Consider the following 20966-nt stretch of genomic DNA (forward strand, 5'->3'; position numbering starts at 1 on the left):
ACGTTTCGCACCCCTTCGGCGTGTCGCGATGGCGCTTCGATGATTGATCGAGATCCAGCGCCGCGATCCGGAGATGCGAGCGACATCAGCTACGGGAGATCGTTGCTGAATCGTGTCCTAAACGGCCCTGTTTCAGGTGACCCCCGACTCACTCATGTTCGCGAGCTACCACCGCGCGCGGCGCAGGTCACGAAATGGCCCGAATGGATATCTCCCGACGTCATCACCGCAGTTCAGGCGGCCGGGGTCACGGAGCCGTGGAGTCACCAGAGCCGGGCCGCGGACCTCGCCGCGGCGGGCCGGCACGTAGTGGTGTCGACCGGAACGGCGTCTGGAAAGTCGCTGGCGTATCAGCTGCCGGTGCTGACCGCGCTGCAGGAGGATCCGCGGGCCACCGCGTTGTATCTCGCGCCGACCAAAGCGCTGGGAGCCGACCAGCTACGCATGGTCAATGAGCTGACCAGCGAAGATCCGCTGCGGAGCATCCATCCCGCACCCTACGACGGCGACACGCCGGCGGAGATCCGGCAGTGGGTGCGGGCGCACGCGCGCTGGGTCTTCACGAATCCGGACATGCTGCATGTCGGCATGTTGCGGTCGCATCAGCGGTGGGCGCGGCTGTTTCGCCAGCTCAGGTACATCGTCGTCGACGAATGCCATATCTACCGCGGGGTTTTCGGGTCGCACGTGGCGCTGGTGCTGCGCCGACTCCGGCGACTCGCCGAGCGGTACGGGGCCGATCCGGTCTTCGTGCTGTGCTCCGCGACGGCCGCCGACCCCGCCGCCACCGCCGAGAAACTCATCGGGGCACCGTGTGTCGCGGTCACCGAGGACGGGTCGCCACAGGGCGCGCGGACCGTGGCGCTGTGGGAGCCGCCGCTCGTCGGCAGCGGCGTGACCGGGGAAAACGGTGCGGCGCTGCGGCGTTCGGCGGGAGCGGAAGCGGCCACCGTGATGGCCGACCTGGTCGCCGAGGGCGCCCGCACCCTGACCTTCGTGCGGTCCCGGCGCGGCGCGGAACTCATCGCCATGGACACCCGGCGGCTGCTCGCTGATGTGGATGCGGGACTGCCCAGGCGTGTCGCGGCCTATCGGGCCGGATATCTGGCCGAGGACCGGCGCGCCCTGGAAGCGGCCCTGTCGGAGGGCACACTGCTGGGGGCCGCCACCACGAATGCCCTGGAACTGGGCGTGGACATCGCCGGACTGGACGCCGTCGTGGTGGCGGGATATCCGGGGACGGTCGCCTCGTTCTGGCAGCAGGCCGGGCGCGCCGGACGCCGCACACAGGGGTCGTTGGTGCTGCTCATCGCCCGTGACGACCCGCTGGACACCTACCTCGTGCACCACCCGGAAGCGCTGCTCGGGCGGCCGCTGGAAGCGACCATCACCGACCCGCACAATCCGTACGTGCTCGGGCCGCACCTGCTGTGCGCCGCGCTGGAACAGCCGCTCAGCGATGCCGAAGTGCACGCCTTCGAAGCCTGGGAACTGCTCTCCGACCTGGCCGAACAGGGTCTGATCCGGCGGCGGGCGGGCGTGGCGCGGGACGGGTCGGCGCGCTGGTTCGTGACGGCCGACGCGCACCCGCACGACGCGGTGGACGTGCGCGGCGGCATCGGCACCGCGATCGCGGTGGTGGACGTCGAATCGGGGCGCATGCTGGGCACCACCGACGCCGGACGCGCCCCCGCGACCCTGCACCCGGGCGCGGTGCACCTGCATCAGGGCGAGAGCTACGTGGTCGACGAGCTGGACCTGGACGAGGGTGTCGCCCTGGTCCGCGCCGACACGCCGGGGTGGAGCACCAGCGCGCGGGCGGTCACCACGCTGGAGATCGAGGCGGTCACCGAGGAACGGCGGTACGGCTCGGTCACCACGGGTTTGGCCCAGGTGCTGGTCACCCGGCAGGTCGTCGCCTACCTGCGCAGACTGCCCAGCGGCGAGGTGCTGGACCTGATCCCGCTGGACATGCCCGCCCAGGCCCTGCCCACCCGGGCGGTGTACTACACCGTCACGCCGGACCTGCTGGCCCGGGCCGGGATCGACGCGCGACACGCCGCGGGCGCGCTGCACGCGGCCGAACACGCCGCCATCGGCATGCTGCCGCTGGTCGCGACCTGCGATCGGTGGGACATCGGCGGAGTGTCGACGGCCGAACATGCCGACACCGGCCTGCCGACAGTATTCGTCTACGACGGACATCCCGGCGGGGCCGGATTCGCCGAACGTGGGTTCCTGCGACTACGCCACTGGCTGACCGCCACGCTGGGCGTGATCGACTCCTGCGGCTGCGCCGCCGGGTGCCCGTCCTGTGTGCAGTCACCCAAGTGCGGGAACGGCAACAATCCCCTGGACAAGGCCGGGGCCGCCCGGCTCCTCCGGGCGGTTCTGGCCGATCTCGGCGAAGGTGACGACGGCACTACCGAACCGTGACGCCGCCGTCGCCGCGGTGAGACCGGAGCGCCATCCGACCAACCGGTCGGCGTCGTCAACTGGCAGATATCGGGCCGAATCCGGATGCTGGAGGGTGGCGACGACACGCCGAGGCCTCGAGTCGATTAAAAAGGGATGCGATCCTGTTAACTGAGGGGTTGCTCCACTCGAATATGTCACCCGTGGATTTACCTGTGCATTCATTCGAATGAGTCTCGGGCGACGAATTGCAATGCAATCGACACCTCTTCAATTCGGCTTAAGCTTTCATCGAATTTCCGCATTGATCGACCACCGATGTGGCCCGCGCCATCACAATTTTAACCAACCGCTCGGTACGAGATATCCCCTCGCAACCCCAGGTCATCCCCCAAGCCCGCCCGAGCGGCCGCCCGGACATCCCGCTCCCCGAGCGGCCCGAGCGACACCCGCCCGACGACGGTCACCGTCACGTCCCACCCCAGCGCTTCGCACCCGACGGACCGGACACCCATGCGGTCCGCGATCTCGGCGGCCCGGCGACACGCGGCATCCACACCGCCATCCAGGGCACCCGCCGCCGCGAGCGCGCCCAGATCCGCGGCGGCCTGCACCCGATGCCGCGCCGCGACCGCCACCCCGACCTGCGCGACCAGGATCGTCACCGCGAACAGGCCGATCAGCGCCAGGCACGCGGTCACCGTCACCCCGCCCGAATCCCGCCGCGGACGGGTCATGGCGGCTCCCCCGGTTCCCGAGCCGCGACCGCCGCCGCGTGCAGCGTGACCGGGACCAGCGCGGCGTGGGCGCTCACCTCGGCCACCACGAGCTCCCCCTCGGACCGGACGACGATCCGGGCATCGGCCGGCGCCAGCCGCCGGGCGGTCGCGACGCCGGCGTCGGTCTCGCCGCGGGCCGCGAGCCGGGCCGCCTCACGGGCGGCGTCGACACAACGCACCTGCGCCGACACCGCCAGCAGGGCGCCGACACCGAGAATCACCACCGCGACCAGCGTGGCCAGCGCGATCGCCGCCTCAACGGTCGCCATCCCCGCCTCGGCATGATCAGGTGGTGTGGCATACGTCACTTGACGGGAGTCTTCAGGGCTCGGTCGATGATGGCCGTCAGCGCACTCACGATGCTGTTCCCGGTGACCACGGTGTAGAGCACCGCGCCGAAGGCCGCGGCCGCGATGGTGCCGATCGCGTACTCGGCGGTGCTCATGCCGGAGTCGGCGGTCAGGGCGCACAGCAGTCGGGCGCGCAGTTCCCAGCACAGGTGTCGGATGGTCGTTCCCACGGTTTCTCCCTCCCTCGTCGCCGCGCGGCCGTTCCGCGCCGGCACAGTCGTCGGCGGTCACAGCAGACCGCCGTCCAGTACCCGGCCCGCCAGACCCAGTACCACCGGGACGATGCCCAGGCATACGAAGGCGGGCAGGAAGCAGAGGCCGAGCGGGCCGCCGATCAGCACTCCGGCCCGCTCGGCGCGGGCGGCGGCGGCATCCTCGAGCTCCCCGCGGCGGCGTTCCGCCAATTCGGTGACGGCGGTGGCCAATCCGGTTCCCGAGCGCGCCGACCGGCGGGCCATCCGGGCCAGCGCCGCCACCGCGTCGTCGGCGACACCCTCGGTGGCCTGCGCCCAGGCGCTCGCCGGATCCGCGCCCAACACCAGCAGATCCGAGACCCGGGACAGGACCGACGCCAATGGCTCAGGCGATTCGGCGGCCACCGCGGCGGCTGCCTGCGCGGTGGGCAGTCCGGCTCGCAGGCAGGCCGCGAGCAGATCGAGCGCCGAGGCGACGCCCAGCACGTCCGGATCGGCCGGAAAGGCCGATGGCATCGGCGGTTCCGCCGACGTGGAGTCACGCATCCAGCGCAGCCTGCGCATCGCGCCGACCCGGCCCGGCAGGACCAGCAGGGCGAGGGCCGCCAGCACGGCGACAGCGGGGCTCATCGCAGCACCTTGCCCGCGATGGCGTCGGACCACAGCAGACCGGCACAGGTGAGGGCGGAACCCAACGGCAACAAGGCTGTTCCCGCCGGGGACAGGAACAGCACCCGCAGTGGGGCCGCGCCCATCAGCTGCCCCAGGCCGATGCCGAGGACCGGAAGCAGGGCCAAAACCACCGCTGTCGCCCGGGCTCCGGCCAGTGCCGCGGCCGTTCGGTCCCGGAAGCGTTTGCGGCCCAGCAGATCCAGACGCGCGGCCGTCAACAGCTCGGCCAGCGCGAGGCCGTGCCGCTCCGCCACCCGCCAGGCACCGGACACCCGGGACAGTTCCCGTGCCACCACCGAACCGGGGCGGCGCAGGCCCTCCGCACCCGACCCGCCCAGTCGGCTGCGCGCGGCGCTGACCGCGAAAGCCCTGGCCACCTCGCCCTCGGTCTCGACCGCGGCCACCGCGGCCGCCGCACTCGGATGGGCCCCGATGCGCAGTTCACCGATCACCGCCTCCAACCCCTCCAGCAGCTGTGCTGTGGCGGCGATCCGCGACCGCTCACGGCGGGCCCGGCGATAGCGGACCACGAGCGTCGCGGACACCAGCAAGCCGGCCAGCGCAAGTCCCGGACTGGCGAACAGCAGCAGAGGTGCGGCAGCGAACGGAAGTGTGCGAACAATCGAGGTGCGCTGGGCCTTTCGCGCGCCCGCAGGTTGATCGAACAACCTGCGCAACCGCCGTCGGGCGATAGGCGGCGGCAACAAGAAGAGCGCGATCGCGACGCACACCAGCACGGAAACCGGCTGGCCGACGCAGGTCGGCATCAGTTTCCTTCGCTCAGCGAGGTGGGCGACTCTTCCTGTGCCCCAGTCGAATCACCGCTCGTATGGCGACCACATCCAGCGGGCCAGGCCAGCCCGAGACCCGGAAACCGCGACCCATGCACCCCGAATGGATTGCAGCACGGCGCATTACCGACCGGAACCGGGTAGGTCTTCTCCAGGCGGACGCGCGGGACCGCTCCGGGCCCCGGGCACCCGCACGAACCCGAGCGCTCGTCACTCGCGGGAATCATCAGGAGTCCTTTCCTCGAGCAGGGTCAGCAGGGCGGATGCCGCCGGGGCCGGACGATCGTCGGCGGTCCACGCGGGGACGAGCCGCACCCGGCCGCTGTCGGCCGTCACCAGGCCGATCTCGTGAAGCGTGCGGCGGCCGTCGGGATGGCGGTGAACGTGCAGGATCACCTGGATCGCCGCCGCCAGCTGGCTGTGCAGGGCGGCCGCGGGCAGGCCGCCGAGGGCGGCCAACGCCTCCAGGCGGGCCGGGACCTCGCCGGGCGAGTTCGCGTGCACCGTGCCCGCCCCGCCGTCGTGTCCGGTGTTCAGGGCCGTCAGGAGGTCCACCACCTCCGCGCCGCGGACCTCCCCGACGACGATGCGGTCGGGCCGCATGCGGAGCGCCTGGCGGACCAGGTCGCGCATCGTGACCTGGCCCGCGCCTTCGACATTGGCGGGCCGGGCCACCAGGCGGACCACGTGCGGATGCGGCGGCGCGAGCTCGGCCGCGTCCTCGACACAGACGATGCGCTCGGCCGGATCGACCATGGCCAGCAGGCTCGACAGCAGGGTTGTCTTGCCCGATCCGGTCCCGCCCACCACCAGGAACGCGAGCCGAGCGCGAATGATGCGCTCCAGCAGCGACTTCGCGTCGGAGTTCACCGCCCCGGCCGCCGCGAGGGCATCCAGGCCCAGGGTGGCGGGCCGCAGCACCCGCAGGGACAGGCAGGTGCCGCCGTGCGCGATCGGCGAGAGCACCGCGTGCAATCGGACGCCGAACGAATCCCCCTGTGCCGCGCCGATTCCCGGCAGTCGACCGTCCACCCACGGCTGCGCGTCGTCCAGCCTGCGTCCGGCCGCCAGTGCGAGCCGCTGGGCCAGGCGCCGCACCGCCGCTTCGTCCGGGAATCGGATCGACGTGCGTCGCAGCCCCCGCCCGCGATCCACCCACACCGACTCCGGTCCGGTGACCAGCACATCGGCCACCTCGGGATCGTGCAGCAGCGGTTCCAGCACCCCGGCTCCGGTCATCTCGGTCTGCAGCATTCGCAAGGCGCGCAACAGATCCGTGTCGGCCAGCACCCCGCCGGCCTCGGTCCGGATGGCCGCCGCCACGCGAGCCGGATCCGGATCGGCGGCCCCGTCGGCCAGCCGCTCCCGCACGCGCTCCAGCAGTTCGGCCGTCACCAGCTCACTCATCGCGCACCTCCACATCGAACGCGAGCCACCGGCAGCCGGGCCCGGACCCGATACGGCAGTAGGTCAATCGCCCGGCGGTCGATCGCGCGTGCGACAGCGGACCCCCGCCCGCTGCCCGTGAGGTGCGCGCATCCGGCCAGATGCCCACGAGCACCCGCTGCAACCGGCAGCGCCCGCACCCCGGCATCATCGGCCCACCTGCGCTGACGCCTGTGCCCCCGCGTGGGTGCCACGGGCCCGGGCGAGACTCCACCAGAACGGGCCCGGGTGGCGCGCTGCGCGGTCATGGTCGGGTCCACCGGCGAACAAGGCCGTCAGCGCGGACTCGGCGGCGGTGCGGAGCGGACCGCGACGGCGCACTGTGAGGCCACCCCGTTCCAGGCGCTCGGTCAGCCCCGGCTGAGAGGGAACGGCCGACAACAGTGGCAGCGCGAGGGTCTCCGCGATATCGGTGGGCGTGAGGCCGCCGGGGGCCGGTCCGCGGATAATCAAGCGCACATGCGGGTTTCGGGCCTTCAGGTAGGCCGCCGCGGACTCCGCCGCCGCGATCGAACGCAGCCGCGCCGGCGTCACCAGCACCACCAGATCCGCCAGATCGAGAACCTGATCGGTGTGCGGACCATGATCACTGGACAGGTCGGCGACCACCAGATCACCGGCCGCGCGACCGCCCTCCAGGACGGCGCGCACCGCCGCCGGCGCCAGGGGCGAATTCGCCCGACCGCCATCCGCCCACGCGCCGCCCGACGCCGCCGATCCGGAGCCGAGTTCGGTTGCCACTCCGAAGATTCCGGAGCACCCGGTCATCTCGCCGCGATCTATCTCGCAGCCCTCCGCATCGAGTTCCCCTGCGGGAGTGGCTCTTCCACACGAGAGGACCGCCAGCCCGGAGGCGCTGGGCAGGGCCTCGTGCAGCGCCGATGCGGCGACACGGCCGTGTTCGATGGTGAGGTCGGGCCAGCGCAGGCCCGCGTGCTTCTCCAGACCGAGCAGCAGATCGAGGCCGCCGCCGTAGGGCGCGCAGTCGACGAGCAGCGTGCGGTCGCGGAAACGCCCTGCGGCAGTGAGGGCTACGGCGGCGGCGAGCACCGAGGCGCCCGCACCGGCGCCCGCGCCCGCGACCGCGAGGACCGCGCCGTCGCCGGGACGGCGGCCGTCGTGGGCGGCGAAGGCGGCGATCAAGGCGTCGGCCGCGGCCGGCAGGGGAAGGACTTGTTCGGCGCCCGCCGCGGTGGCTGCTTGCCAGTCGAGCAAACTCGGCTCGCCGTCGGTCACCAGGAGGATCCCCGGGCGGCGGGGGTGCCCGGCGGATACGCAGCTATGCGCGGCGGCGGTGTCGAGGATGATGACGGACGCGGCTGTCCAGGGGTGTCGACCCGGGGGTGGCACGCGTTCGTCGAGCGGGCGGTCGGCCGCGGCGGCGATGCGGCGGATCTCCTCGCGCAGACGGGGATCGGCGACCAGCGCGAGCGCGGGTGGGGTGGCGACATCGGAGTTCATGCAGGTCAGCGTCGCCTGATTGGCGAAGCGGCGACAGCGGCCCGACGGCGAGTGTGGATAACACGCGGCCTGTACACAATTCGGGAAGCGTGGGCGGATCCGAAACCGCCTGAAAATAGAGGACGGCCCCAGCCGGGGGGGGAGGAGGCTGGGGCCGTCGGGTTCAGCCCCGGGGGGTCGGGCTGAACGCGCCTGGACCATGTCCAGGTAACTGCGATACTACACCCAAGCCCCGGCCGTATTGCAAGTCCGCCCGGCGAGTCTTTTTCCCGTCCTGACCGCCCGGCTTCCAGCTGGCTAACCCCGGCGAACCCCGGTTCGAACGTGACGTCGACCATGGCCGCCGACCGAGTCGCATGAAGGACCCCCGGCGCATCGGGGACCCGCGCGGGACGACCCATGACGCCCGCCGCACGGCACGGAACCATATCCTGGACCCGTGACAGCCGAACGCGGACGAGTCGCCGCCTTCTTCGATCTCGACAAGACGGTGATCGCCCGGTCGAGCGCCTTCGTCTTCAGCAAGCCGTTCCTGGACCAGGGGCTGCTCAGCCGGCGCGCGGTGCTGGAGAGCAGCTACGCGCACTTCCTGTTCCTGTTGTCCGGCGCTGATCACGACCAGATGGAGCGCATGCGCGAGCACCTCACCAAGATGTGCGCCGGCTGGGATGTCGACCAGGTGCGCTCGATCGTCGCCGAGACCCTGCACGACATCGTGGACCCGCTGATCTACGCCGAAGCCGCGGATCTCATTGCGGACCACCGGATTCGGGGACACGACGTGGTGATCGTCTCCGCCTCCGGCGAGGAGGTGGTGGCCCCGATCGCGGCCGCCCTGGGCGCGGATCATTTCGCCGCCACCCGCATGGTGATCGAAGACGGCCGGTACGCGGGCGAGGTGGAGTTCTACTGTTACGGCCCCGGCAAGGTCGAGGCGATCGAAAAGCTTGCCGCGCACTACGATTACGACCTGGACCGCTGCTACGCCTACTCCGACTCGGTGACCGACCTGCCGATGCTGGAGGTGGTCGGCCACCCGACCGCGGTGAACCCGGACCGGGGTCTGCGGCGCGAGGCCGCCGCCCGCGGCTGGCCGGTGCTGGCCTTCTCGAACCCGGTGTCGCTGTGGGCCCGGATCCCGGCGCCGACGACCACCACGGTGGCCGCGACGGTCGCGGTCGGCTTGAGCGCGGTGGCGGCCGGAGCACTGAGCTACCGGCTGCTGCGCCGGCGACGCTGACCCGGTCATTCGTCCGAAACGCCGGGTATGAAACGAGGCGGACGCGCCGGGATTGGAAAGTTTCCGCAGGTCTTGATGTGACGGCGGTCACGGGGTAACAATGGAGGCACGGAAGGACGGAAGGCCAAGATCGGATCGGAAGAGAAGATCCGACCTCCCATCCCACCCTTCCCAGCACGGACACCAGGCACCCACGCGGAGCACGCCGCGACAAGGGCACGGATAGTTGTGGGCCTGCGTTATCCGGGATTTCGAGGGCGAGGGCCTCGCATCCAATGCGGGGATGAACCACCGGATCCCGGAGAGCTCGCCGAGGCCGAAGAGAACACAACCCGAAAAGCACGCTTGGTAACCGGGTAGTCCGTGCTAGCGGGCGGTGAGGTCGCAATCGCGACAACGCCGCCCGCTCTTAATGCGTGTGGAACCTCGAATCACAGTGGTGCACACGCATTTTCGATGTCGGTGGTGTTTATCCCGAGGCCGCGTCCGCGATCGACCGGGCTTCGCGCGCGCCGTCCTCGAGCGCGCCGCAGGTGAAGATCACCCAGCCGCCGACCCCGTCGGGGGTGCCCATGCCGAAGGAGGCCGCCGCGTCCAGATACGCCTGACGGCGGCGGAGCCAGAAAACCTCGGGAACGCCGAGGCTGTGGGGGTCAAGACCGCTGGACACCGCGACGAGCCGGGAGGCGGCACGGGCGACGATCCCGTCGGCGGTGCCGAAAGGCCGCAGTGAGAGCAGCTCACCGTGGACGACAGCCGCGATGACCGGCGCGGGGGCTTTGGTCGTGGTGACGGTCTGGGCGAGCAGGTCCAGGCGCTCGGCGACTCCGGGCACGTTGCGCGGGCGGCCCAGCTGCTGCTGGTCCTCGACCATGTCGGCCGCGGCGAGCAGGTGCAGGCGGGCCAGGGCCTGGAGAGGTGCGCGCTGCCAGACGCCGACCAGGTTGGTGAGGGCTTCCGCGTCCAGCGCCTGCCCGACGCGCAGCGAGCCGGCGAGGATCGGGTCCTCGACATTGCCGTCGGCGGGCAGGTCGATGGTGCCGCCCTCGATGGCGGCCGAGGAGCGGGCCGCGCGGACGGCGGCCTCGGCGGCGGTGGTGGGCCAGCCGCGCCGGTTCGCCCGGTGGCGGTGCACCTCGGCGAGGGCGTCACGGGCCTTGTCGGCGGCGTCGCGCACGCCGGGCAGGTCGACGAGGGGCTGCAGCGGGTCGGTCACGAGATACGAGGCTACTGGCTGGTCACCAGCGCCCCGGCCACCACCTCGCGCCCCGGCCCCGTCAGCTCACGTGCAGATCGCGGCCGGGGATGGCTTCGAGCAGGCGCTGGGTATACGGCGACCGCGGGTTCGCGAACAGGTCGGTGGTGGACGCCGATTCGGCCACCTTCCCGTCCTGCATGACCAGGACCGAATCGGCGATCTGCCGCACCACCGCGAGGTCGTGGGTGATGAACAGGTAGGAGAGCCCGAATTCGGCCTGCAGCGTGTTGAGCAGCTCGAGGATCTGGTCCTGCACCAGGACATCGAGCGCGGACACCGCCTCGTCGCACACGATCAGCTCGGGTTCCAGCGCCAGCGCGCGGGCGATGGCGACGCGTTGCCTTTGGCCGCCGGACAATTCGCGCGGATAGCGGGCGGCCACGGCGGACGGCAGGGCCACCAGGTCCAGGAGTTCCCGGACGCGGGCGTCGCGCGACTCCCGGGTGCCGATGCGGTGGGTGCGCAGCGGTTCGGCGATGGCGCGATGGATCGAGTAGGTGGGATCCAGTGACCCGTACGGGTTCTGGAAGATCGGCTGGATCCGCCGCCGGAAGGCGAGCGGCGTCCGGTGGGCGAGCTCGGCGACGTCCTTGCCGTCGAAATGCACCGAACCCGCTGTGGGCGTGTCCAATCCGAGCACCAGTGACGCCACCGTCGTCTTGCCGGAGCCCGATTCCCCGACCAGCGCGGTGGTGGTACCCCGCCGCAGCCGGAACGAGACGTCTTCGGCCGCGGTGAATTCCGTGTGCTTCCACGGCACCGACCCGCGCACCCGATACCGCTTGGTGAGCCCCTCGGCGACCACGATGTCGTCGGGTACGTCGGCCGCTTCGGCGTCGGCCACATCGATGGCGAGGTCCCGGTAGGCGGCGTGTTCGGTGGTGGTGGCGCTGCGCCGAGCCGCCAGCGAGGGCGCCGCGGCCACCAGTCGCCGGGTGTATTCGTGGCGGGGATCGCGCAGGATCTCCGCGGCCGGTCCGGATTCCACCACCCGCCCGCGGTACATGACCACCAGGTGTTCGGCGCGTTCGGCGGCGAGCCCGAGGTCGTGGGTGATGAGCAGCAGCGCGGTGCCGAGTTCGCGGGTCAGTTCGTCGATGTGGTCGAGGATCTGGCGTTGCACGGTGACGTCGAGCGCGGAGGTCGGTTCGTCGGCGATGAGCAGTTTCGGCCGCGCCGAGAGCCCGATGGCGATGAGCGCGCGCTGCCGCATCCCGCCGGAGTATTCGTGCGGGTACTGGCCGGCGCGCCGTTCGGGTTCCTTGATCCCCGCCTCGGCGAGCAGTTCCACGGCTCGCTGCCGTGCGGCCCGTCCGCGCGCGATGCCGTTGGCGGCCAGGGTTTCCGAGATCTGGAATCCGACTTTCCACACCGGGTCGAGGTTGGACATGGGGTCCTGCGGCACGAATCCGATCCCATTGCCGCGCACCGCGACCAGCTCCGAGTCGGATGCTCCCGCGAGATCCCGCCCCTGGAACAGGATGCTGCCGGATTCGACGCGCCCGCCGCCGGGCAGCAGTCCGATGACGGCGTGCGCGGTGGTGGACTTCCCGGACCCGGACTCCCCCACGATGGCCACGGTCTGGCCGGGGTACACGGTGAGGTTCACCCCACGCACCGCCTCGACCCGGTTGTCCCCGGATCCGAAACACACTCGCAGGTCCCGGATGTCGAGCAGGGGCTCGGTCATCGCCGCTCCTTGGGGTCGAGTGCGTCGCGCAGCGCGTCGCCGAGCATGATGAAGCCGAGCACGGTCAGCGCCAGCGCGGTGGCCGGGTAGAACAGGATGAGCGATCCGGCGCGCAGTTGCCGCTGGCCGGCCGCGATGTCCGCGCCCCAGGACACTTCGGTGGGCGGCAGTCCGACGCCGAGGAACGACAAGGTGGCCTCGGTGACGATGAAGACGCCCAGCCAGATGGTGGTCACCACGATGACCGGTCCGAGCGCGTTGGGGATGATGTGCCGCACCAGGATCCGGAATCGCGACACCCCGAGCGCCTTGGCCGCGAGCACGTAGTCGTTGCCCTTGGCGGCGAGGACCGAGCCACGGGCGATGCGCGCCACCTGCGGCCAGGTGAAGGCCGCGAGGATGGCGATCACCACCCAGATGGTGCGGTGCCCGGCCAGCTGCATGAGGACGATGGCGGCCAGCATGAGCGGGATGGCGTACACGATCTCGGCGATCCGGGAGATGATCGAATCCAGCGGTCCCCCATAGAATCCCGCGAGCGCGCCGAGGCTGCCGCCGACGAGCAGGAACAGCAGGGTGGCCCCGACGCCGGTGAGCACGGAGGCCCGCGCGCCGTAGATGGTGCGGGCGTAGATGTCGCAGCCTTGCAGGTCGTAGCCGAACCAGTGGTCCCGATTCGGCGGCGCGAGACTGAAATCCACCACGCAGTGCCGCGGATCCTGTCCGGTGAACAGGCTCGGGAACGCGGCGACCAGCAGCACCAGCACGATGATGGCCATCGAGATTAGGAACAGCGGTTTCCGGCGCAGCTGCCGCCAGGCCGAGCCCCAGAATCCGGCGGGCGCGCCGTGCACGTCGACCCGGTCGGTGGCGACCACTTCGACCGCGTCGGGCGGCGCCACCCAGCGTTCCTGGCCGGGTCGCGGATCACGCCGGGGCGGTGAGGTTTCGGGCATGTCGGCGCTCCCGTCAGGCATAGCGGATCCGCGGGTCGAGCACGGCGTAGAGCAGGTCCACGATCAGGTTGGAGAGCAGGAAGATGACGATGAGCGCGGTCACGAAGGACACCACGGTCGGCGCCTCACCGCGCACCACGGCCTGGTAGAGGGTGCCGCCGACGCCGGGGATATTGAAGATGCCCTCGGTGACGATGGCCCCGCCCATGAGCGCGCCCAGGTCGGCGCCCACGAAGGTGACCACCGGGATCAGCGAATTGCGCAGGATGTGCACCACGACCACCCGTCGCCGCGGCAGGCCCTTGGCGGTGGCGGTGCGCACGAAGTCGGCGTCCTTGTTCTCCGCCACCGAGTTCCGGGTCAGCCGCAGCACATAGGCGAAGGACAGCGAGGCGAGGACCAGCGCGGGCAGGACGAGCCGCGGGATGCTCACGTCGGAGCCGACGGTGACGGGCGCGAGATGCCAGCTGACGCCGAACAGGAACTGGGCCAGGAACCCGATCACGAAGATGGGCATGGCGATCACGAGCAGGCTGAGCACCAGCATGGTGGAGTCGAACCAGCCGCCCTTGCGCAATCCGGCGATCACGCCGAACGCGATGCCGAACACCGCCTCGAAGAACACCGCGAGCAGGGCCAGCCGGAAGGTGATCGGGAAGGCGCGGGCGAGCACTTCGCGCACCGGCCGTCCCGAGTACGAGGTGCCGAAGTCGAGGGTGACGATGCCCTTCAGGTAGTGCAGGTATTGCCACCAGAACGGTTTGTCCAGCCCGTATTGCGCCTTCAACTGCGCTTCCAGCGCCGGTGTCAGCGTGCGCTGCCCGGCCAGCGCCGTGACCGACCCGCCGGTGACCTTCCAGATCAGGAAGTAGATGAGCAGCGTCGCGCCGAAGAACACCGGGATCATCTGCAGCAGCCGCCGCGCTATGTACCAGGCCATCAGGTCACCTCAACTCGATGTTCTCGAAGTCGGCCAGACCGTTCCAGGTCATGACCACGTCGCGGACGCGTTTGGAGTAGCCGGCGGAGTTGATGTAGTCGAAGACCGGGATGGTGGGCAGGTCGTGCAGCAGCACGGATTGGGCCTGCCCCACCAGCTTCCACGATTCCTGTTCGGTGGGCGCGGCTTCGGCGGCGGTGAGCAGCCGGTCGAATTCCGGGTTGCTGTAGTCGACGTCGTTGGTCTCCGAGCCGGTCACGAAGCCGGGTTCGAGGAATTGCAGCATGGTCGGATAGTCACCCTGCCAGCCGTAGCGGAAGGCCTTGCCGATGGTGCGGTGCACGACCTGGTCACGCAGTTGCTTGAAGGTCGGGTAGGGCGCGCCGACCGCGTCGATGTGCAGCGTGTTACGAATGCTGTTGGCCAGGGCGTCGATCCAGGACTGATGGCCGCCGTCGGCGTTGTAGGCGATTTCGAAGCGCCCGCTCCAGGGTGCGATGGCGTCGGCCTGGTTCCACAGCCGGACGGCCTCGGCCGGGTTGTAGTCGAGGACGTTCGAGCCGGGCAGGTTCGGGTTGTAGCCGGGCAGGACCGCGGAGGTGAAGTCGCGGGCGGGAATTCGGGTGCCGTGGAAGATCTTCCGCCCGATCTGCGCGCGGTCGATGGCCATCGAGAGGGCCTGCCGTCGCAGCCGTCCCTCCTCGCCGCCGAAGTGGGCCATATTGGGCTGGAAGCCGAGCCACTGGTTCTGCGCGGTGGGGGCCTCGATCGCGCGGTCGCCGAGATCGCGCTGGTACACGGCGATGGCGCTGTCGGGGATGGTGTCGAGTACGTCGAGGTTGTCGGCCAGCAGATCGGAATAGGCGGCGTCGAAGTTGGAGTAGAACACGAAGGTGAGGCCCTTGTTGCGCGGCGGCCGCCCGCCCCGGTAGCTCTCGTTGGGCACGACGGTGAGCTGCACGTCGTGCTGCCAGGCATTGCCGTCGGCGAATCGATAGGGGCCGTTGCCGATCGGTCGCTCCCCGAAGGCCTTCATGTCCTTGAAGGCGGCGGCGGGCAGCGGATAGAACGGCGCGTAGGCCAGCCGGGTCCGGAAGTCGATGGTCGGCGCGACCAGGTCGACGGTGAAGTGCAGGTCGTCGACCACCTTCAGCCCCGACATGGTCTGCGCGCGTGGTGGATCGGCCTGCACGTCCGCGAATCCGGCGATCGGCCCGTAGGTGTAGCTCTGCAGTTGCGCGTTGGTGACCAGCGCACCGTAGTTCCAGGCGTCCACGAAAGAGTGTGCGGTGACCGGTGTTCCGTCGCTGAAGGTCCACCCGGGCTTCAGGGTGATCCGGTAGTGCTGCTGGTCGGTGGTGTCGATGGATTCGGCCACCTCGTCGTGCAGCGCGCCGCGCTGGTCGATGTAGCGCAGTCCCGCGAACAGCCGGTCGACGATGCGCCCGCCGCCGTTCTCGTTGGTATTGGACGGGATCAGCGGATTCTGCGGTTCGGTGCCGTTGACTGCGATCATGTCGCCGTAGACCGGGGTGACGGCGCATCCGGTCAGGCTCGCGGCCGCGATCAGCGCGAGTACGGCGGCCAGCACGGCGATCCCTCTGATTCTCAACGCGTTCTCCCGCCTCGAGCCGCTGTCGGTGACAGGGACAGTAGTGACCGCCACCGCCCTTGTCAGGGGATCGCATCACCGTGTGTCCCGGGGGCCGCCCCACCGATCGAGACAGCGAAGCCCGGCCCAGGTCACAGTCGGTTAGGGTCGGACGTGGCCGTCGTCACCCACGCGGCTTGCACGCGAGAGAAGAAGAGACGAGATGACCGAGACATCCGCAGACCACCTGGATGCCTATCCGCCCAGCGCTGAGTTCGCGGCCGCCGCCAATGGCGACGCCTCTCTTTATGCTCGATCGCAGTCCGACCGGGAGGGCTTCTGGGCCGAGCAGGCGCGCCGCCTGCACTGGCATCAGCCGTTCACCCAGGTGCTGGACTGGACCGACGCCCCCTTCGCCACGTGGTTCGCCGACGGCAAGCTGAACGTCGCCTACAACTGTGTGGACCGGCACGTGCTCGACGGGCACGGCGATCAGGTCGCCATCCACTGGGAGGGCGAGCCGGGCGATTCCCGCGACCTCACCTACGCCGACCTGCTGGCCGAGGTGTCGAAGGCCGCCAACTACCTGACCGGTCTCGGCCTGGTCGCCGGCGATCGGGTCGCCATCTACATGCCGATGGTCCCCGAGGCCATCGTGTCGATGCTGGCGTGCGCCCGTCTGGGCCTGACCCATTCGGTGGTGTTCGCGGGCTTCTCGCCCAGCGCCCTGCGCCAGCGCGTCGACGACGCCGCGGCCAAGCTGGTCATCACCACCGACGGCCAGTGGCGGCGCGGCGCCGCGGCCCCGCTCAAGGCGGCCGTGGACGAGGCGCTCGCCGAGGGCGAGTCGACCGTCGAGCACGTGCTCGTGGTGCGCCGCACCGGCCTCGACACCGAGATGACCGAGGGCCGCGACCTGTGGTGGGACGAGACGGTCGCGCTGTCCTCCCCCGAGCACGAGGCACAGGCCTTCGACGCCGAGCACCCGCTGTTCATCCTCTACACCTCCGGCACCACCGGGAAGCCCAAGGGCATCCTGCACACCTCCGGCGGCTACCTGACCCAGGCGGCGTACACCCACCACCAGGTGTTCGACCACAACCCGGGCCAGGACGTGTACTGGTGCACCGCCGACATCGGCTGGGTGACCGGGCACAGCTACATCGTGTACGGCCCGCTGGCCAACCGCGCCACCGAGATCGTCTACGAGGGCACCCCGAACTTCCCGGACGAGCACCGGCACTGGCAGATCATCGAGAAGTACGGCGTCAGCATCTATTACACGGCGCCGACGCTGGTCCGCACCTTCATGAAGTGGGGCCGCGAGATCCCGGACGCGCACGACCTGTCGAGCCTGCGGCTGCTGGGCTCGGTCGGCGAGCCGATCAACCCGGAGGCCTGGCGCTGGTACCGGGATGTGGTGGGCGGCAACCGAACTCCCATCGTGGACACCTGGTGGCAGACCGAGACCGGCGCCATCATGATCTCCCCGCTGCCCGGCGTCACCGCGGCCAAGCCGGGCGCGGCCATGACCCCGCTGCCCGGTATCTCCGCGAAAGTGGTTGACGAGGAGGGCAATCCGGTCCAGCTGGGCGAGACCGAGGCCAACGGGTACCTGGTGCTCGACGAGCCGTGGCCGTCCATGCTGCGCGGCATCTGGGGCGACAACGAGCGCTATGCGGACACCTACTGGTCCCGCTACGCCGAGAAGGGCTGGTACTTCGCCGGCGACGGCGCCAAGCTCGACAAGGACGGGGACCTGTGGGTGCTCGGCCGCGTCGACGACGTGATGAACGTGTCGGGCCACCGCATCTCGACCGCCGAGGTGGAGTCCGCGCTGGTCGGGCACTCGGGCGTGGCCGAGGCGGCGGTGGTCGGCGCGTCCGACGACACCACCGGCCAGGGCATCGTGGCGTTCGTGATCCTGACCGCCGAGGCCAAGGACACCGGTGCGGATCTGATCACCGAGCTCAAGGCCGAGGTCTCCCGCGAGATCTCCCCCATCGCGCGCCCGCGGGAGATCCACGTGGTGCCGGAGCTGCCCAAGACCCGCTCGGGCAAGATCATGCGCCGCCTGCTGCGCGACGTGGCCGAGGGCCGCGAACTGGGCGACACCTCAACCCTGGTGGACCCCAACGTCTTCGAGGCCATCCGGGCCGGCAAGGCGTAACCGGTAGCACCCCGCGCGAGGCCCTCCGATCGCTGATCGGGGGGCCTCGCTGCCGTGGGATGGTCAAGAAGTTCCAGGCAAACCGTTAGAATTGCGCAAAAAGGTGTGCCGGGAAGTCTGGTCGGCATGCGGTTGTGCCGATGATCCCGTCAGTGGTGTGCACGCCGCTGTTCTGTCGAACGCACGGCTGAAAGGTGCACCCGGTGATCGCTCAGGTCCGATCGGAGCTCACGCGCTATCTGAGAACCGAAACCTTCGGTGGCGCACTCCTTCTCATCGCCGCCGCGAGCGCGCTCATCTGGGTCAACTCACCGTGGGGCGCGAGCTACACCACCATGGTCGAGACCAAGCTCGCGATTCCCGCCCTCCACCTGGACCTCACGCTGGCCGACTGGACCAAGGACGGCCTGCTCGCCGTCTTCTTCTTCGTCGCCGGACTGGAGCTCAAACGCGAGCTGGTGATCGGCGAGCTCGCCGATCGCAAACGCGCCACCCTGCCCATCGTGGCCGCCGTCGGCGGCGTGATCATGCCCGCGATCATCGCCATGGTGGTCGGGCACGGCGTGGAGGGCATGGATCGCGGCTGGGCCATCCCGGTGGCCACCGACATCGCCTTCGCGCTGGCCGTGCTGGCCATGACGGGGTCGCGGATCCCGGCCGGCGCCCGGGTGTTCCTGCTCAGCCTGGCCGTGGTGGACGACCTGATCGCCATCATCCTGATCGCGGTGCTGTTCACCATCACCCTGAAGATGCTGTGGCTGCTGATCGCCGTCGTATGCTTCGCGGGCTGGGCGCTGGGCCAGCGGTTCCGGATCGGCACCCCGTTCCTCTATGTGCCGCTGGGCCTGCTGTCCTGGTACGCCCTGCACGAGGCCGGGATTCACGCCACGCTGGCGGGCGTCGCGTGCGGCCTGCTCACCCGGGTGCGCCCGGATCCCGGCGAGGACGAGCACTGCGTGCCCGCGGCCCGGCTCGAGCACTTCTTCCAGCCCATCTCCGCGGCGCTGTGCGTGCCGCTGTTCGCGCTGTTCGCCTCCGGCGTCCCGCTGGATTCGGCCGTGCTGTCGAAGCTGTTCACCAACCGGATGTCGCTGGCCATCATCCTGGGTCTGCTGGTCGGCAAGATAGTCGGTATCTTCGGATTCAGTTGGCTCGCCGTGCGGTTGAGGATCGCCGAACGACCGGGGGATCTCGGGTATCGGGACATGTTCGCCCTGTCGGTACTGGGCGCGATCGGCTTCACCGTTAGCCTCTTGGTGGCAGAACTGGCCTTGGAAGACGTCGGCGACGGGTCGGCGGCAGAACTCGCGAAAGCGGCTGTGTTGCTCACGTCTTTGACGTCTTCCCTGGCCGGTTCGGCGCTACTGTTGCGTCGTGGCCGTGCTCACCAGGCACGACGTGACGAGCGCGCACTGCAAAGTCAAGAGTGACACCGGAACGTACTACCGGGACATGGAGAAGGGTCGAGCAATTGAGCTTCACACAGGGCGGTAACGGCTACGACGGGAACCGCACCCGCACCGTCACCTCGATTCCGTTGTCCGATATCGACGCCCATCAGTCGGCCACCATCGGCAGTCTGGTCCGCGACGCCACCGAGCAGATGTCGACCCTGGTGCGCGCCGAGGTGGAGCTCGCCAAGACCGAGGTCACCGGCGAGATCAAGAAGGGCCTGCAGGGCAGCGTCTTCTTCATCCTGGCGCTGACCATTCTGCTGTTCAGCTCCTTCTTCTTTTTCTTCTTCCTCGCCGAACTGCTCGACGTGTGGCTGTACCGCTGGGCCGCGTTCCTGGTGGTGTTCCTGCTGATGATCGCGGCGGTCGCGGCGTTCGCGCTGCTCGGCTACCTCAAGGTGCGCAAACTGCGCGCGCCGGAGAAGACCATCGGCTCGCTGAAGGAGACCCAGACGCTGCTGTCGAGCAGCTTCAGCCACTCCGACGAGCACTCGGTGGACGCCACCGTCGGCAGTACCGATAAATTCGGCTCCGCCGAAGTCGGCAAGCCCCGGGCCTAGACCTTCGATTACGCTCCTTCGGCGTGTCGTCGAAATCGCAGCCGGATCCGTCCGCAGTCCGCTATGACGGGCCGTGGACCCATCGCGACGTGCGCGCCAACGGCATTCGCTTCCACGTCGTCGAGGCCGCGCCCGAACCCGCCCAGCCCGGAACCAGCGCGCCGCTGGTGCTGCTGCTGCACGGTTTCGGCGATTTCTGGTGGTCGTGGCGGCATCAGCTGACCGGACTGGCCGCGCGCGGCTACCGCACCGTCGCGGTGGACCTGCGCGGCTACGGCGACACCGACAAGCCGCCGCGCGGCTACGACGGCTGGACCCTCGCCGGTGACGTGGCCGGACTGGTCCGGGCCCTCGGGCACACCGAGGCCACCCTGGTCGGGCACGCCGAGGGCGGGCTGGTGTGCTGGGCCACCGCGGTCCTGCACCCACGGGTGGTGCGGTCCATCGCCCTGATCAGCTCCCCGCACCCGGTGGCGCTGAAGCGGGCCGTGCTGCGCGACGACGCGCAACGCTCGTCCTGGCTGCCCGGCTTCCTGCGCTACCAGCTGCCGCGCCTGCCCGAGCACCGGCTCACCCGCGACGACGGCATCGAGATCGAACTGCTGCTGCGCGACCGGGTCAGCGAACGGTTCTCGGCCACCGAGGAATTCGCCGACACCGCCCGCCGCATGCGCACCGCCATCCGGATCCCCGGCGCCGCGCATTGCGGGCTGGAATACCAGCGCTGGGCCTTCCGCAGCCAATGGCGGCCCGACGGACGGCGATTCATGGCCGCCATGAGCGAGCCCGTACGGGTGCCGACACTGGCGATGTACGGCGACCGCGACCCCTACATCCTGCCGAGCACCATCCACCGGGGACCGCAGCTGTCGCCGGAGCGGCGGCTGGTCGAGATTCCCGGCGCGGGTCACTATGCGCACCAGGAGAATCCGGAACCGGTGACCGCGGAGATCGCGAAAATGCTGGCCTGACCGGCCCGCCCACCGAAGCGGCCCCCAG

General features: G+C 70.0%; 18 protein-coding genes. 6 read left to right on the plus strand and 12 right to left on the minus strand.

The features are described from left to right. Nucleotides 1-39 precede the first annotated feature (39 nt). Nucleotides 40-2436, plus strand: coding sequence for a DEAD/DEAH box helicase (locus ACFYTS_RS02005; protein WP_387300670.1), 2397 nt, complete (start codon nucleotides 40-42; stop codon nucleotides 2434-2436). A gap of 320 nt (nucleotides 2437-2756) precedes the next feature. Here ACFYTS_RS02005 and ACFYTS_RS02010 read toward each other — a convergent pair whose 3' ends face one another. The 7 genes from ACFYTS_RS02010 to ssd all read right to left on the minus strand — a co-directional run bounded on the left by ACFYTS_RS02010 (nucleotide 2757) and on the right by ssd (nucleotide 8108). Further along, on the minus strand, nucleotides 2757-3152 hold the full coding sequence (locus tag ACFYTS_RS02010) for an Rv3654c family TadE-like protein (protein WP_387300672.1): 396 nt from the start codon (nucleotides 3150-3152) through the stop codon (nucleotides 2757-2759). Continuing rightward, entirely contained in the window at nucleotides 3149-3463 is a 315-nt protein-coding gene (locus tag ACFYTS_RS02015; protein ID WP_387300674.1) for a TadE family type IV pilus minor pilin, read from the minus strand. Before ACFYTS_RS02015 ends, ACFYTS_RS02010 begins: the two co-directional genes overlap by 4 nt. 35 nt (nucleotides 3464-3498) lie before the next feature. Continuing rightward, a complete protein-coding gene (locus ACFYTS_RS02020) occupies nucleotides 3499-3693 on the minus strand; it encodes a DUF4244 domain-containing protein (RefSeq protein WP_387301072.1) in 195 nt (64 codons plus the stop codon). A 78-nt stretch (nucleotides 3694-3771) separates the two neighbouring features. Then, nucleotides 3772-4368, minus strand: a complete 597-nt coding sequence (locus tag ACFYTS_RS02025) for a type II secretion system F family protein (RefSeq protein ID WP_387300677.1) — start codon at nucleotides 4366-4368, stop codon at nucleotides 3772-3774. Continuing rightward, nucleotides 4365-5177 (minus strand): type II secretion system F family protein, encoded by an 813-nt coding sequence (locus ACFYTS_RS02030; RefSeq protein WP_387300679.1) that lies wholly within the window; start codon nucleotides 5175-5177, stop codon nucleotides 4365-4367. The genes ACFYTS_RS02025 and ACFYTS_RS02030 overlap by 4 nt, the downstream gene beginning before the upstream one ends. Before the next feature lie 234 nt (nucleotides 5178-5411). Continuing rightward, nucleotides 5412-6608 (minus strand): TadA family conjugal transfer-associated ATPase, encoded by a 1197-nt coding sequence (locus ACFYTS_RS02035; RefSeq protein WP_387300681.1) that lies wholly within the window; start codon nucleotides 6606-6608, stop codon nucleotides 5412-5414. 186 nt (nucleotides 6609-6794) lie between these two features. Next, nucleotides 6795-8108, minus strand: coding sequence for a septum site-determining protein Ssd (gene ssd, locus ACFYTS_RS02040; protein ID WP_387300683.1), 1314 nt, complete (start codon nucleotides 8106-8108; stop codon nucleotides 6795-6797). Between the two features lie 439 nt (nucleotides 8109-8547). Here ssd and ACFYTS_RS02045 point away from each other — a divergent pair, with 439 nt between their 5' ends. Continuing rightward, nucleotides 8548-9348, plus strand: coding sequence for an HAD-IB family hydrolase (locus tag ACFYTS_RS02045; RefSeq protein ID WP_357275601.1), 801 nt, complete (start codon nucleotides 8548-8550; stop codon nucleotides 9346-9348). Nucleotides 9349-9817: 469 nt separating this feature from the next. Here ACFYTS_RS02045 and ACFYTS_RS02050 read toward each other — a convergent pair whose 3' ends face one another. The 5 genes from ACFYTS_RS02050 to ACFYTS_RS02070 all read right to left on the minus strand — a co-directional run bounded on the left by ACFYTS_RS02050 (nucleotide 9818) and on the right by ACFYTS_RS02070 (nucleotide 15708). Continuing rightward, on the minus strand, nucleotides 9818-10564 hold the full coding sequence (locus ACFYTS_RS02050) for an oxidoreductase (protein WP_357275598.1): 747 nt from the start codon (nucleotides 10562-10564) through the stop codon (nucleotides 9818-9820). Between the two features lie 61 nt (nucleotides 10565-10625). Further along, on the minus strand, nucleotides 10626-12296 hold the full coding sequence (locus tag ACFYTS_RS02055; RefSeq protein ID WP_387300685.1) for a dipeptide ABC transporter ATP-binding protein: 1671 nt from the start codon (nucleotides 12294-12296) through the stop codon (nucleotides 10626-10628). Beyond that, the gene (locus ACFYTS_RS02060) at nucleotides 12293-13252 is read right to left on the minus strand and encodes an ABC transporter permease (RefSeq protein WP_387300687.1); all 960 of its coding nucleotides are present in this window, start codon (nucleotides 13250-13252) and stop codon (nucleotides 12293-12295) included. Before ACFYTS_RS02060 ends, ACFYTS_RS02055 begins: the two co-directional genes overlap by 4 nt. Nucleotides 13253-13265: 13 nt before the next feature. Further along, nucleotides 13266-14192 carry an ABC transporter permease gene (locus tag ACFYTS_RS02065; protein WP_357275592.1) on the minus strand — a complete coding sequence of 309 codons (927 nt, stop codon included), beginning with the start codon at nucleotides 14190-14192 and terminating at the stop codon, nucleotides 13266-13268. 4 nt (nucleotides 14193-14196) lie between these two features. Next, on the minus strand, nucleotides 14197-15708 hold the full coding sequence (locus ACFYTS_RS02070; protein ID WP_357275953.1) for an ABC transporter substrate-binding protein: 1512 nt from the start codon (nucleotides 15706-15708) through the stop codon (nucleotides 14197-14199). 298 nt (nucleotides 15709-16006) lie between these two features. On the opposite strand from ACFYTS_RS02070, the gene acs reads away from it, so the two are divergent. The 4 genes from acs (at nucleotide 16007) to ACFYTS_RS02090 (ending at nucleotide 20938) form a co-directional block, all read left to right on the plus strand. Then, on the plus strand, nucleotides 16007-17953 hold the full coding sequence (gene acs, locus ACFYTS_RS02075; protein ID WP_357275589.1) for an acetate--CoA ligase: 1947 nt from the start codon (nucleotides 16007-16009) through the stop codon (nucleotides 17951-17953). Nucleotides 17954-18156: 203 nt separating this feature from the next. Next, complete coding sequence (nhaA, locus tag ACFYTS_RS02080; RefSeq protein WP_387300690.1) at nucleotides 18157-19383, plus strand: Na+/H+ antiporter NhaA; 1227 nt, start codon at nucleotides 18157-18159, stop codon at nucleotides 19381-19383. Nucleotides 19384-19424: 41 nt separating this feature from the next. After that, nucleotides 19425-19967, plus strand: a complete 543-nt coding sequence (locus tag ACFYTS_RS02085; protein WP_357275585.1) for a phage holin family protein — start codon at nucleotides 19425-19427, stop codon at nucleotides 19965-19967. A 23-nt stretch (nucleotides 19968-19990) separates the two neighbouring features. Then, nucleotides 19991-20938 carry an alpha/beta hydrolase gene (locus ACFYTS_RS02090; protein WP_357275583.1) on the plus strand — a complete coding sequence of 316 codons (948 nt, stop codon included), beginning with the start codon at nucleotides 19991-19993 and terminating at the stop codon, nucleotides 20936-20938. The last annotated feature ends 28 nt before the right edge of the window (nucleotides 20939-20966 follow it).

Origin of the sequence: Nocardia sp. NPDC004151, assembly GCF_042874235.1 — a bacterium.
In the GTDB taxonomy this organism is placed as follows: Bacteria; Actinomycetota; Actinomycetes; order Mycobacteriales; family Mycobacteriaceae; genus Nocardia.

Coding starts and splice junctions, on each gene's coding strand:
- ACFYTS_RS02005 (WP_387300670.1), top strand. CDS start 40: ATGATTGATCGAGATCCAGCGCCGCGATCCGGAGATGCGAGCGACATC.
- ACFYTS_RS02010 (WP_387300672.1), bottom strand. CDS start 3,152: ATGACCCGTCCGCGGCGGGATTCGGGCGGGGTGACGGTGACCGCGTGC.
- ACFYTS_RS02015 (WP_387300674.1), bottom strand. CDS start 3,463: ATGGCGACCGTTGAGGCGGCGATCGCGCTGGCCACGCTGGTCGCGGTG.
- ACFYTS_RS02025 (WP_387300677.1), bottom strand. CDS start 4,368: ATGAGCCCCGCTGTCGCCGTGCTGGCGGCCCTCGCCCTGCTGGTCCTG.
- ACFYTS_RS02030 (WP_387300679.1), bottom strand. CDS start 5,177: ATGCCGACCTGCGTCGGCCAGCCGGTTTCCGTGCTGGTGTGCGTCGCG.
- ACFYTS_RS02035 (WP_387300681.1), bottom strand. CDS start 6,608: ATGAGTGAGCTGGTGACGGCCGAACTGCTGGAGCGCGTGCGGGAGCGG.
- ssd (WP_387300683.1), bottom strand. CDS start 8,108: ATGAACTCCGATGTCGCCACCCCACCCGCGCTCGCGCTGGTCGCCGAT.
- ACFYTS_RS02055 (WP_387300685.1), bottom strand. CDS start 12,296: ATGACCGAGCCCCTGCTCGACATCCGGGACCTGCGAGTGTGTTTCGGA.
- ACFYTS_RS02060 (WP_387300687.1), bottom strand. CDS start 13,252: ATGCCCGAAACCTCACCGCCCCGGCGTGATCCGCGACCCGGCCAGGAA.
- ACFYTS_RS02065 (WP_357275592.1), bottom strand. CDS start 14,192: ATGGCCTGGTACATAGCGCGGCGGCTGCTGCAGATGATCCCGGTGTTC.
- ACFYTS_RS02070 (WP_357275953.1), bottom strand. CDS start 15,708: ATGATCGCAGTCAACGGCACCGAACCGCAGAATCCGCTGATCCCGTCC.
- acs (WP_357275589.1), top strand. CDS start 16,007: ATGACCGAGACATCCGCAGACCACCTGGATGCCTATCCGCCCAGCGCT.